Raw genomic sequence first — 12,674 nt, 5'->3', positions numbered from 1 at the left:
TTTTTAAACTTTCATATATGAAAGCCCTTTCACAACTCCTTTCCGCAATTCCGGTGATTGAAGTCATCGGTTCGGACGACAAGCAGATAACCGACGTCGTAAGCGACTCCCGACGTGTGACCACCGGCTCACTGTTCGTGGCCGTACGCGGCACACAGGTCGACGGACACACCTTTATTCCTCTGCTCCAGTATAGCGGGGTAGCCGCTATCGTATGCGAGGAACTGCCGGAGTTTCTCGAGACATCGATTACATATATAAGAGTGGCAAACTCAGCCGTGGCTTTGGGGCATCTCGCATCGGAATGGTACGACAATCCCTCGCGCCAACTGAAGCTCGTCGGTGTCACAGGCACCAACGGCAAGACCACAACAGCCACACTAATCTACGAGATGGCCCGACTGATGGGCTACAAGGCCGGACTTCTCTCCACCGTGTGCAACTACATCGACACAGAAGCAGTGCCCACAAGCCAGACCACTCCCGACCCGCTCACAATCAACGCCCTGCTGCGCCGCATGGTCGACAACGGATGCCTATACGCCTCTATGGAGGTAAGCTCCCACGCCGCCCACCAGCACCGCATCGCCGGACTACACTTTACCGGAGGCATATTCACCAATCTCACCCGCGACCATCTCGACTACCATAAAACAGTCGAGGCATATCTTCAGGCAAAAAAATCGTTCTTCGACGACCTGCCGTCGACAGCATTTGCCCTCACCAACGCCGACGACAAGACAGGCCAGGTAATGCTCCAGAACACTCTCGCAAAAAAATACACATACTCGCTGCGCACACAGGCCGACTTCGTAGGCCGCGTAATCGAAAGCCGACTCGACGGCACATCGATGTCATTCAACGGACGCGAGGTCGAGGTGCTGTTCACCGGACGCTTCAACGCCTACAACCTGACTGCTGTCTATGCCGCATCTGTGCTTATAGGCTGGCCCGTCGAGCAGGTACTTGTAGCCATGAGCCGCCTCGTGCCCGTCGCCGGACGCTTCCAGGCATTCCACTCACCCAAGGGATTCACAGCAATTGTCGACTACGCGCATACTCCCGATGCCGTTGTCAACGTACTCCAGGCCATACGCGAGGTAGTGGGCACACGGGGCTCAATCATCACCGTAGTCGGTGCCGGAGGAAACCGCGACAAAGGCAAACGTCCCATCATGGCAAAAGAAGCCGCTCTGCGCAGCGACCGGCTCATACTTACCTCAGACAACCCGCGCAACGAGGAACCCGCCGACATAATCCGCGACATGGAGGAGGGACTCGACATCGAAGGACGCAAAAAGACCCTGAGCATTGCCGACCGCAGGGAAGCGATACGCACGGCGGCAGCCATAGCACAGCCGGGCGATGTAATCCTTATCGCCGGCAAGGGACATGAGGACTATCAGGAAATCAAAGGTGTGAAACATCACTTCGACGACCGCGAGGTAGTGAAAGAGTTCCTTCTGTAAACCGCCGTACCACCATACATTAACATACAACTACAGACCTCCCCTCCTATATACGCAGTGATATACTATCTTTTCCAGTGGCTTGACGATTTCGGCGTGCCGGGTGCGCGCCTGATGGACTACATAACCTTCCGCAGCGGATGCGCGCTGGTGCTGTCGCTATTTATCGCCGTGATATTCGGCCGCAAAATAATCGACCGACTGCAGATGATGCAGGTAGGCGAAATAATTCGCGATCTCGGGCTCGAAGGCCAGATGAAGAAGACCGGAACCCCTACAATGGGCGGTGTCATCATCATCATCGCCATCCTCGTGCCCTGTCTGCTCGTTGGCAACATAGGCAACGTATACATGGCCCTGATGCTGATTGCCACATTATGGCTCGGGGTGCTCGGAGGCCTTGACGACTATATAAAGGTCCACCGCCACGACAAGGACGGACTCAAAGGCAAGTTCAAGATTGTAGGCCAGATTGGCCTCGGACTTATGGTAGGCCTGACGATGGTGTTCAGTCCCGACATCGTAATGCGCGAGAATGTCGAGATGCGCAATGTCGAGAACAGTGAAGTGGTGATAGAGTATGTCCAGGAAGATGTAAAGACACCTCAGACCACCATCCCGTTTGTCAAAAACAACAATTTCGACTACTCATGGCTCACATCATGGATGGGACGCGGCGCCACAGCCGGCGGATGGATACTCTTCGTGCTCGTGGTGATATTCGTAGTCACAGCCACATCCAACGGTGCCAATCTGACCGACGGACTCGACGGGCTTGCCACAGGCACATCGGCCATCATCGGCACAGCGCTCGCCATAATGGCTTATCTCGGAGCCAATATCATATACTCCTCCTACCTTAATATAATGTATATCCCAGGCTCCGAGGAACTGGTGGTATACATGGCCGCATTCATAGGCGCTCTCGTAGGATTCCTCTGGTACAATGCATATCCCGCACAGGTATTCATGGGCGACACCGGAAGCCTCACCATCGGAGGCATTATCGCCGTATTCGCAATTCTCATCCGCAAGGAACTGCTCCTCCCGATATTATGCGCGATATTCTTCGTCGAGGATCTCTCGGTGATTATCCAGGTAGCATACTTCAAGATTACAAAGAAACGCTATGGCGAAGGGCGAAGGGTATTCAAAATGACACCTCTCCACCACCACTTCCAGAAACAGGGTGGTATCGTCACCGCGCTCATACAGAAACCGATGCAGGCTATTCCGGAGTCGAAAATCGTGACGCGGTTCTGGATTGTGGGCATAATGCTCGCTGTAATCACATTTGTCACTCTCAAAATACGATAATAAACGACACTGCAATATGACAGACAACTCAATAACACACCGCAAGCGCCTGGTAGTACTCGGAGGCGGAGAGAGCGGAGTCGGAGCCGCCATCCTCGGAAAGGAAAAGGGGATGGACGTGTTTCTCTCCGACTACGGAAATATCCCCCAACGCTACGCCGCGCAGCTTGAAGAGGAAAACATACCGTTCGAACAGGGCGGACACTCCGAGCATCTCATACTCAACGCCGACGAGGTGGTAAAAAGCCCCGGCATCCCCCCTACTGCCCCCATAATGGTAAAAATCGCGGAAAAAGGGATACCGGTAATATCGGAAATCGAGTTCGCCGGACGCTACACCGACGCCAAGATGGTATGTATCACAGGCTCTAACGGAAAGACCACTACAACACTGCTGACATACCACATATTGCGTGAGGCCGGTATAAATGTCGGACTCGCCGGCAACGTAGGCCGTAGCCTCGCCCTGCAGGTTGCGCGCGAGCACCACGACGTCTATGTCATCGAGCTAAGTTCATTCCAGCTCGAAAATATGTACGACTTCAAAGCCAACATCGCCGTGATGCTCAACATCACTCCCGACCATCTCGACCGCTACGACTACAAGATGCAGAACTATATCAACGCCAAGTTCCGCATCATCCGCAACCAGACACCTGAGGACGCGTTTATTTTCTGGCAGGACGACCCCGTAATCGAGGCCCAGCTTCGCCAAATTACCATAGAAGCCGCCAAATACCCTTTCAGCGAGCATATGGAAGAAGAGGCCGCCGCATATGTCGACACTCTCGACAACCTCATCATCAACACTCCGCGCACATCCCTTGAAATGCCGCGCAAAGACCTTTCGCTCCACGGTCTGCACAATCTGTACAATTCCATGGCTGCCGGACTGTCGGCATGTCTGCTCAACATCCGGAAAGAGGATATACGCCGCGCGCTCGAAGACTTCGAGGGCGTAGAGCACCGTCTGGAATTTGTAGCCGATATAGATGGCGTGCGCTACATCAACGACTCCAAAGCCACCAACGTCAACTCATGCTGGTATGCCCTCGAAAGCATGCCACCCGGAGGCAACGTAATCCTTATCCTCGGCGGAAAAGACAAAGGCAACGATTACTCCGAAATCGAGCCGCTCGTGCGCGACAAGGTCAAGGCAATCGTGGCAATGGGTCTCCACAACGAGAAAATCGTGGAATTCTTCGGAGGCAAAGTGCCGGTAATCCGCGACACACACTCGCTACAGGATGCTGTCGACGCATGCGCCGCGCTGGCAACCGCCGGCGACACCGTGCTCCTTTCGCCATGTTGCGCCAGCTTCGACCTGTTCCAGAGCTACGAGGACCGCGGACGTCGGTTCAAAAATGCGGTAAAAGCTCTGAAGAAATAATCCCGCACACTTCATATACATCACACATACATCCACCCGGGCCTCACTCCATCCCTTACAGCTCTCCGGCAATGATACTCGACAACAATACTACGACAACCGAATCAACCCCTTTCGGCAATATAGCCGCCGCAGCTACCAAGGCCATACCATCGTCTACGGCCTCCACATTCCGCCGCCACGGCGACAAATACATATGGGGCGTATACATCGCTCTCTGTATAATCTCTATCATCGAGCTGTACAGTGCCTCGTCGCGTGAGGTGGCGTCGGCCGGCGTCTATGGCCCTATCGTGCGACATCTGAGCATGCTCCTCGCCGGCTTTGGCATAGTGTGGACTCTTGAGAGAATGCACTACAAGTGGTTCTATGCACTGGCCTACGTTTTCGTAGGCTTCTCCGTGCTGCTGATGATATACATCACATTCTTCGGCGATATCATCAACGGCGCGCGGCGCAGTGTGACAATCGGACCACTCGCCCTGCAGGGAGCCGAATTCATCAAGATGTCGGCCGTTCTGGCCATAGCAAAGATAATGGGCACATCACAGAAAGCCAAGAGTATAGGCGTGGAGACACGCGCCGTGGTCATCTCTGGTATAGTCATCGCCATATTCTGCGGGCTCCTCCTCCCTCAGGGGCTCACCAACACGATTCTGCTCACAGGCATAGCAGCAGCCATGATACTCATAGGCGGCACAGAGTGGAAAAAAGTGCTTGCGCTCGGAGCCGTATTCGCGTTTCTTATGGGATGCGTGGTGGCATACAAGTTTCTCGGCTCCTCCCACGACAAGAATTCCGAGCTGACAGAGGCCGTCGCTCAGACCGGAGGCACAGAGAGCGTGGCCGGAGCACGCGAGGGCACATGGGCAAAGCGCCTCGACCGATTCTTCGGCGATTCCATACCCAAATACGAAATGGAGATTACAGCCGAGAATCGCCAGGAGATGCTCTCCTACATGGCACAGGCCAACGGCGGACTTTTTGGAGTGTTTCCCGGCAACTCGCGCGAGACAGCACGTCTGCCGCTCGCATTCTCCGACTATATCTATGCCATCATACTTGAGGACATCGGATTTATCGGCGGAACACTGCTGCTCGGACTTTATCTCACATTGCTTGCCCGAGCGGGAATGATAGCACAGAGGTGCCACCGCGCGTTCCCCGTAATCCTGCTGATGGGGCTGGCGGTAATGATAGTGTTGCAGGCCCTCTTCCATATGGCTATCACTACCGGCACCTTCCCGGTGTCGGGACAGCCGTTGCCGCTCATATCCAAGGGGGGCACCTCGATTCTCATAACATCAATAGCATTCGGCATGATGCTCAGCGTAAGCCGTACAGCCGTGCAGAACGGCACATCGCAGCAGATAAAGGAGGAGCTCAACGCACTTCCCGAAGAACTTCGTGCCAGCAATCCGGTAGAATTGCGATAACAGACACACCGACCTATGAAAGTACTTATAAGCGGAGGTGGCACAGGAGGCCACATTTTTCCCGCACTGTCAATAGCCAATGCATTGCGCCGGCGGATGCCCGACGTCGAGATATTGTTTGTCGGAGCCGAAGGACGCATGGAGATGGAGCGCGTTCCGGCTGCCGGATATAAGATTGTCGGACTCCCCGTAAGCGGATTCGACCGCAAGCGCCTGTGGCGCAATTTCGGCGTGCTCATGCGCCTGTGGCGCTCGATGCGTATGGCAAAAAAAATATTGCGCGAATTCCGTCCCGACATAGCCGTGGGCGTAGGCGGATATGCCAGCGGACCGATGCTCAAGGAAGCGCAGAAGCATGGCATACCCACCCTCATACAGGAGCAGAATTCATATGCAGGAGTCACCAACAAACTGCTTGCCGCCAAGGCTGAAGCCATATGCACCGCATATCCTGGAATGGAACGTTTCTTCCCATCCGGCAAGATATTGCTTACGGGCAACCCTGTGCGCTCGGCCATCACCGAAGCCGCGGCCATAAGCCGTAGCGAGGCATGCAGCGAACTCGGAGTGCCTTCCGACAGACCTGTCGTGCTCGTAGTGGGAGGCTCACTCGGGGCGCGCACTGTCAATGAAGCTGTGGCAGCATCGCTCGACGCAGCCCGTAAAGCCGGGGCGTTCATACTGTGGCAGACAGGTAAATACTATGCCGAACAGTGTGCCGCCATAGCCGCCGGGCATGAAAACACGGTAAAAGCCGTGCCGTTCATCTCAAGGATGGATCTCGCCTACCGCGCCGCCGACATCGTAGTTTCGCGCGCCGGCGCCGGCACCATATCCGAACTCCAGATACTCGGCAAGAGCGCAATCCTTATTCCATCGCCCAATGTGGCGGAGGACCATCAGCGTAAAAACGCCGAGGCTCTCGCCTCGCGCGATGCCGCGGTGATGATTCTCGACTCGGAGGCATGCCGTGAACTACCTTCCGCGCTTACATCGCTCCTTGACAATCCCGATGCACTCGGACGACTCGGACAAAACGCAGCAAAGATGGCGCTCCACAATGCCGACGATAAGATTGTCGACCGTATTATTTCTATTGTAGCAGACAGAAAATGATTAAGAAAAAGATATATTTCGCCGGAGCCGGAGGTATCGGAATGGCCGCGCTCGAACGTTATTTCCTTTCAAAAGGGATGCGTGTGGCCGGCTATGACCGCACACCCTCCGACCTCACCAGTGCCCTAAACGATGAAGGTGTCGAGATTACTTTCGACGAATCGGTCGAGGCTATCCCGGCCGACTTCCGTGGCTGTCCCGACGAAGTGACCGTAGTCTACACTCCCGCACTACCCGACTCACATCCGCAGCTCACCTACTTCCGCGACAACGGGTATGAGGTTATCAAGCGCGCGGCAGTGCTCGGCGCCATAACCCGCGACTCCAAAGGTCTCTGCTTTTCCGGCACCCACGGCAAGACTACCACCTCGTCGATGGCCGCCCACCTGATGCACACATGCGGCATAGGCTCCAACGCATTCCTCGGAGGGGTGTTGCGCGGCTATGGGAGCAACCTTATGCTAAGCGCCACATCGCCCTACTCTGTCATCGAGGCCGATGAGTTCGACCGCTCGTTCCACCATCTTTCGCCCTACGTGGCCGTAGTCACCGCCACCGACCCCGACCATCTCGACATATACGGCACCGAAGAGGCTTATCTCGAAAGTTTCGCCCACTTCACCGAGCTGATAAAGTCCGGCGGAAAGCTGCTGCTCCACACCGGGCTGAAGCTAAAGCCCCGGCAGAGTCCCGGAGTGGAAGTGTACACCTACTCCCGCGACGAGGGCGACTTCCATGCCGCCAACATACGCCGCGCAGAGGGCCACCTGTCGTTTGACCTCGTGGCTCCCGGTCGCACAATCTCCGGCATTGACCTCGGTGTACCCGTAGACATCAATATCGAAAATGCTATCGCTGCTATCGGCGCATGCCTCCTCACAGGAGAGGATATCTCCGATGACAACATACGCAAAGCCATGGCTACATTCCAGGGCGCGAAACGCCGCTTCGAATTCTGGCTGCGAGAGCCGGGACGGGCAATAATCGATGATTACGCGCACCATCCCGACGAACTGCGGGCATCGATTACCTCGGTCAAGGCACTATATCCCGGACGCCGGCTTACCGTGGCATTCCAGCCCCACCTCTATTCACGCACACGCGATTTCGCACCGCAGTTTGCCGAGGCCCTTTCTATGGCCGACTCCGTAATCCTGCTCGACATATATCCGGCACGTGAAGAACCTATCGAGGGGGTAACATCAAAAATCATATTCGACCGTATCTCCACTCCCGACAAAATAATGATTTCTAAAGAGAATTTGACAGAAACAATAAAAAGTCGTAACTTTGAGATATTATTGACCGCCGGGGCCGGCGACATATGCGCCAGCCTTCCCGCAATCGTCGATGCTGTCGGCCATAAAGGCTGACATGCAGCGACTTAACGCATATATACCCCTCTCTCCTCCGACATAAGGCAATGAAAAGAACAGTACGCTGCATAATCACCCTTCTACTGCTCGTCTACGTAGCGGTAGCCGTATCATGGTCGCACAGCCGCGCCGACGAGATGATGTGCCGCGGACTTCACATCGAGGTCGATGACTCCAAAGGCTCCCACTTCGTCACAGCCCGAGAGGTAGCCCACGAACTCGGCAATATGGCGAAAAGCCCGTCGAAGCGACGTCTGGCCGACATAAACACCGACAGCATGGAGCGACTGCTCAACAATATTGACAAAATCGAGAGCGCAGTATGCACCAAGCTCACCGATGGCACCGTCAACATCGAAGTGACACCCATGCAGCCTGTAGCCAGAGTATTCGAAGGCAATCACTCCTACTACATCAACAAGGACGGAAAGCGCATATCGGCTACGGCACGCTACCACACCGACGCGCCCATCATCTACGGACGCTTCGACTCGACTATGAGCGCCGTCGACCTGCTCCCGCTCCTGCGCCATATCAGCTCCGACTCGGCATGGTCGGCGCTGATTACATGTGTGAAAGCCGACGGACCGAACAATCTCATTCTCGTGCCCATGATTCACGGACATGTAATCAATATCGGTGACATAAACGACCTCCCCGACAAGTTCAAACGCATAAAAAGAGCCTATCGGGAGATACTTCCTGTAAAAGGCTGGAACTTTTATGACACCTTATCGGTTAAATGGAAGGGGCAGATTGTCGCGACGCGTCGCGCCAAGAAACTACACACTGCAATAAGCGCTGTGGATTTCGAGGCTGAACGCGAAGCTCCTGATGTCGGGACAATGCTTGTAGGCGACTCAGTGCTCATATCCGACAACCAGTCGATAAAGACAGTACCGGCCGGCAAAGTGAAAGCCATAGCCGACACAATGCCCCGACCGAAGCTCACACTTGAAAAGGCCGCACACGGAGCCGCCAAAAAACCGGCTCCAAAGCACTCGCCACAAAAAAACGGAAAAAAGAACAGCAAATCCTGATTCCGCCCCATCACTCACAACACAGTAAAACTACATTCCACATATGGAACCGACATATATCGCAGCAATCGAGATAGGAAGCTCACACATCCGCGCCGCAGTAGGCCGAGTAGACGAGACCGGAACACTCTCCGTGCTTGGCGTTGAAGAGGAATGCGCTATCGACGCCGTACGCTACGGAGCGGTACAGAACGTCGAGGAGGTAAGCAACCGCATCAGCAAGCTCAAACTCAAGCTCGAAAACCACCAGACAATACATCCACGCAAGATAAAGGCAGTATACGTGGCCCTGGGCGGACGCTCTACAATGGGGGCGTCGGCCACTGTGGAGCGCGCCTACAACGAGGAGACCGAGATTACGGCCGATGTACTCCGACAGCTCAACGACGAGGCACGCGCGCAGGCATTCTCCGACCGCACGGTCGTGCAGGTGCTCCCGCGCCAGTTTATCGTCGACAATATGGACATCGCCAACCCCCGAGGCACATTCGGACGCGACATCCACGCCGAGTTCAACCTAATCACCTGCAAGCCGATGGTGCAGAAAAATCTCGTGAGAGCCATCTCCGACCGCCAGCAGCTGGCCATAAAGGGGATACTCGTGCGCCAGACCGCACTCGCCGCTCTTGTACTCTCTTCCGACGAAAAGAAACTCGGATGCATGCTCGTCGACTTCGGTGCGGAGACCACCACCGTAAGCATCTACAAAAACGGATTCCTGACCTACTTCGCCACCCTGCCGATCGGCTCGCGCTGCATCACACGCGACATAATGACCCTCGGCTACACCGAAGAAAAAGCCGAGGAAATCAAGCGCAATATCGGCGACGCCATAAACGCCGAGCCGGCCATACGCAAGCACGACTTCGACGGCGACCCAGCAGAGGTCAACAATTATGTGCGCGCACGCGCCGGAGAGATTGCGGCCAACATCATCGAGCAGCCAAAATATGCCGGACTGTCACTCACCAACGACCTCCCGGCAGGAATCATACTCGTAGGCGGCGGCTCGCGTCTGCGCGGATTCCCACAGCTGCTTCAGTCGCAGCAGAGCAATGTAAAGGTGCGCCTCGGCAGCCTGCCTCCCGAAATACGCATCTCCGACCCGCGGCTCCAGAGCATCGACACCCTGGATGTTATATCGATTCTCAACATCGCGGCCAGAGTGCCACAGGAGTGCACCGAAATGCCCGAGCCTACAGTAGCTGTCGATTCGGCCTACGACGAAGAGGACGGTCCCGGCATCAACCCCAAAAAGAACCGCGAGAAGAAAAAGGAGAAAAACAAAGGCAACGGAGGCTCGTCGATCGACCGCATCATGGGGCGCCTCAGCAAATGGTTCCAGGAGCCCGATGACAATGACGAGTAAACCGCGAGCCCTCAGAAAGCCCACCAAACACCTCATCCACTGATTATTACCGACATGACAATCGAAGACATACCCAACGCATATGATGCCGGATTTGCAACCGGTGAGGACGAAGACGTTATCATAAAGGTGCTCGGCGTAGGCGGCGGCGGCAACAATGCCGTCAGCCACATGTTCCGGCAGGACATCAAGCATGTATCGTTCGTAGTGCTCAACACCGACCGCAAGGCCCTGATGCAGTCGCCGGTGCCCACCAAGGTGCAGATCGGCAACGGCCTCGGCGCAGGCAACAAGCCCGATGTGGCCAGAGCCGCTGCCGAGGAGAGCGCCGAGAAGATTGCCGAAATCTTCAACGACAAGACCAAGATGGTGTTTATCACCGCAGGCATGGGTGGCGGCACCGGCACCGGCGCGTCGCCGGTAGTGGCACGCATCGCACGCGACCGCGGACTCCTCACAATCGGTATCGTCACCATTCCCTTCCTGTTCGAAGGCACCAAAAAGATTATCAAGGCCCTAGAGGGCGCCGAGGAGATGAGCAAGTATGTCGACGCCATGCTCATCATCAACAATCAGCGCCTCAACGAGATATACCCCGACCTCAACGTCATCAACGCGTTCGGCAAAGCCGACGACACCCTCACCACCGCCGCCCGCTCAATCGCCGAGCTGATCACATGGGAGGATGTGCATATCCGCCTCGACTTCAACGACGTGGACACAACCCTGCGCAACGGTGGCGCCGCAATCATCTCAACCGGATACGGCGAAGGCGAGAACCGTGTGACCAAAGCCATACAGGACGCTCTCAACTCTCCGCTGCTCAAGAACCGCGACGTGCTCTCGTCGAAAAAACTCCTTTTCAACATCTACATCAACCCCGACATGGACTTCAAGATGGAGGAGACCGACGAGCTCACATCGTTTATCAGCTCGATTGACACCGATGTCGACATCATCTGGGGTATGTACTACGACCGCACTCTCGAAAACCGCGTGAAGATGACCATCCTCGCCACCGGATTCGAGATTACGATCAACGATACCAAGGACAACACCCGCTCCACATTCTTCGGCGGCAAGAAAGACAAAATCGACTTCGGCGAGAACAAGAATTCAGCCGACGCCACCGAACGCATACGCCAGGAATACGGCGACAAGGCCGTGGCCGGCATGGTCGAGCAGAAGACCAAAGCCAAGTTTATCGTCCTCACACCCTCGCAGATGGACGACGACCGCTTTATCGAGGCTTTCGAGAAGAGTCCGACCCACAACCGCAACGCCAACACCGCCAACGAAATCCGCGAGATAGGCCGCAAGGGCTCCAATCCCGGCTCGGTGGCCGCCGCAGTGCTGTCGCGCAACAACGACTCACCGCTATCGTCGGGCCCCGCACCCATGTCCTCACAGCCCGGCACGTCAAACCGCACAATCCGATTCTGATGGCCGGCCGACTCTATCTCATCCCCGTCCCCCTGTCAGAAACCGCGCCCGACCGCGTGCTTCCCGGCTACAACACCGGCATAGTGCAGACGCTGCGCTACTTCGTTGTCGAGAATCTGCGCTCGGCGCGCCGCTTCCTCAAGTCGTGCGACAAGAGCATCGATATCGACAGCCTCACCATGGTCGAGCTGAGCGAACACACCCGCCGCGAGGAGGTCGACGCCATGTTGCGCCCCATCCTCGACGGAGCCGACTGCGGTGTGATATCCGAGGCAGGATGCCCCGGAGTGGCCGACCCCGGAGCCGACATCGTGGCTCTCGCACAGCGCCACGGCATAGAGGTAGTGCCCCTCGTAGGCCCGTCGAGCATAATCATGGGGCTGATGGCATCGGGATTCAACGGACAGAACTTCGCATTTCTCGGCTACCTCCCGATTGAGAGCCATCGCCGCACAGCCGCCATACGCGACATGCAGCAACGCATAGCGCGCAACAGCCAGACACAGATTTTCATCGAGACACCCTACCGCAACAACCGTCTCATACGCGAGCTTGCCGCCACACTCCCCTCCGACATGCTCCTCTGCGTGGCCTCCGACATTACCGGCCCGCGGCAGTCGATTGTCACCCGTACTGTGTCGGCATGGGCGCGTGCCGACTACAACTACGACAAGATACCCACCATATTCCTGCTATACAAAGCATAACCCACCTACCG

At 55.9% G+C, this 12,674-nt stretch carries 10 protein-coding genes; all 10 read left to right on the top strand.

Features of this window, described 5'->3' with window-relative positions:
* The first annotated feature begins 17 nt into the window (after window positions 1-17).
* The 10 genes from ADH68_RS06425 to ADH68_RS06380 all read left to right on the top strand — a co-directional run bounded on the left by ADH68_RS06425 (window position 18) and on the right by ADH68_RS06380 (window position 12,663).
* Complete coding sequence (locus ADH68_RS06425) at window positions 18-1,469, top strand: UDP-N-acetylmuramoyl-L-alanyl-D-glutamate--2,6-diaminopimelate ligase (protein ID WP_068961525.1); 1,452 nt, start codon at window positions 18-20, stop codon at window positions 1,467-1,469.
* 57 nt (window positions 1,470-1,526) lie between these two features.
* Window positions 1,527-2,786, top strand: coding sequence for a phospho-N-acetylmuramoyl-pentapeptide-transferase (mraY, locus tag ADH68_RS06420; protein WP_068961526.1), 1,260 nt, complete (start codon window positions 1,527-1,529; stop codon window positions 2,784-2,786).
* A 16-nt stretch (window positions 2,787-2,802) separates the two neighbouring features.
* The gene (gene murD, locus ADH68_RS06415; RefSeq protein WP_068961527.1) at window positions 2,803-4,176 is read left to right on the top strand and encodes a UDP-N-acetylmuramoyl-L-alanine--D-glutamate ligase; all 1,374 of its coding nucleotides are present in this window, start codon (window positions 2,803-2,805) and stop codon (window positions 4,174-4,176) included.
* 71 nt (window positions 4,177-4,247) lie between these two features.
* A complete protein-coding gene (locus ADH68_RS06410; protein ID WP_135993842.1) occupies window positions 4,248-5,612 on the top strand; it encodes an FtsW/RodA/SpoVE family cell cycle protein in 1,365 nt (454 codons plus the stop codon).
* A gap of 15 nt (window positions 5,613-5,627) precedes the next feature.
* Complete coding sequence (gene murG, locus ADH68_RS06405; protein ID WP_068961528.1) at window positions 5,628-6,728, top strand: undecaprenyldiphospho-muramoylpentapeptide beta-N-acetylglucosaminyltransferase; 1,101 nt, start codon at window positions 5,628-5,630, stop codon at window positions 6,726-6,728.
* Window positions 6,725-8,101 carry a UDP-N-acetylmuramate--L-alanine ligase gene (locus ADH68_RS06400; protein WP_068961529.1) on the top strand — a complete coding sequence of 459 codons (1,377 nt, stop codon included), beginning with the start codon at window positions 6,725-6,727 and terminating at the stop codon, window positions 8,099-8,101. Before murG ends, ADH68_RS06400 begins: the two co-directional genes overlap by 4 nt.
* Window positions 8,102-8,151: 50 nt before the next feature.
* The gene (locus ADH68_RS06395; RefSeq protein ID WP_068961530.1) at window positions 8,152-9,144 is read left to right on the top strand and encodes a cell division protein FtsQ/DivIB; all 993 of its coding nucleotides are present in this window, start codon (window positions 8,152-8,154) and stop codon (window positions 9,142-9,144) included.
* A gap of 43 nt (window positions 9,145-9,187) precedes the next feature.
* Complete coding sequence (gene ftsA / locus ADH68_RS06390; protein WP_068961531.1) at window positions 9,188-10,513, top strand: cell division protein FtsA; 1,326 nt, start codon at window positions 9,188-9,190, stop codon at window positions 10,511-10,513.
* A gap of 54 nt (window positions 10,514-10,567) precedes the next feature.
* Complete coding sequence (gene ftsZ, locus ADH68_RS06385; protein WP_084274113.1) at window positions 10,568-11,956, top strand: cell division protein FtsZ; 1,389 nt, start codon at window positions 10,568-10,570, stop codon at window positions 11,954-11,956.
* Window positions 11,956-12,663 carry an SAM-dependent methyltransferase gene (locus ADH68_RS06380; RefSeq protein ID WP_068961532.1) on the top strand — a complete coding sequence of 236 codons (708 nt, stop codon included), beginning with the start codon at window positions 11,956-11,958 and terminating at the stop codon, window positions 12,661-12,663. Before ftsZ ends, ADH68_RS06380 begins: the two co-directional genes overlap by 1 nt.
* Window positions 12,664-12,674: the final 11 nt, after the last annotated feature.

Origin of the sequence: Muribaculum intestinale, from assembly GCF_002201515.1 — a bacterium.
Taxonomy (GTDB): domain Bacteria; phylum Bacteroidota; class Bacteroidia; order Bacteroidales; family Muribaculaceae; genus Muribaculum; species Muribaculum intestinale.
The sequence above is the reverse complement of the archived record's forward strand: the minus strand, read 5'-3'. Positions and strand labels throughout refer to the sequence as shown.

Bases quoted from the DNA above. Each gene is read 5' to 3' on its own strand.
- ADH68_RS06425 (WP_068961525.1), top strand. From the start codon at position 18: ATGAAAGCCCTTTCACAACTCCTTTCCGCAATTCCGGTGATTGAAGTC.
- murD (WP_068961527.1), top strand. From the start codon at position 2,803: ATGACAGACAACTCAATAACACACCGCAAGCGCCTGGTAGTACTCGGA.
- ADH68_RS06410 (WP_135993842.1), top strand. From the start codon at position 4,248: ATGATACTCGACAACAATACTACGACAACCGAATCAACCCCTTTCGGC.
- murG (WP_068961528.1), top strand. From the start codon at position 5,628: ATGAAAGTACTTATAAGCGGAGGTGGCACAGGAGGCCACATTTTTCCC.
- ADH68_RS06400 (WP_068961529.1), top strand. From the start codon at position 6,725: ATGATTAAGAAAAAGATATATTTCGCCGGAGCCGGAGGTATCGGAATG.
- ADH68_RS06395 (WP_068961530.1), top strand. From the start codon at position 8,152: ATGAAAAGAACAGTACGCTGCATAATCACCCTTCTACTGCTCGTCTAC.
- ftsA (WP_068961531.1), top strand. From the start codon at position 9,188: ATGGAACCGACATATATCGCAGCAATCGAGATAGGAAGCTCACACATC.
- ftsZ (WP_084274113.1), top strand. From the start codon at position 10,568: ATGACAATCGAAGACATACCCAACGCATATGATGCCGGATTTGCAACC.
- ADH68_RS06380 (WP_068961532.1), top strand. From the start codon at position 11,956: ATGGCCGGCCGACTCTATCTCATCCCCGTCCCCCTGTCAGAAACCGCG.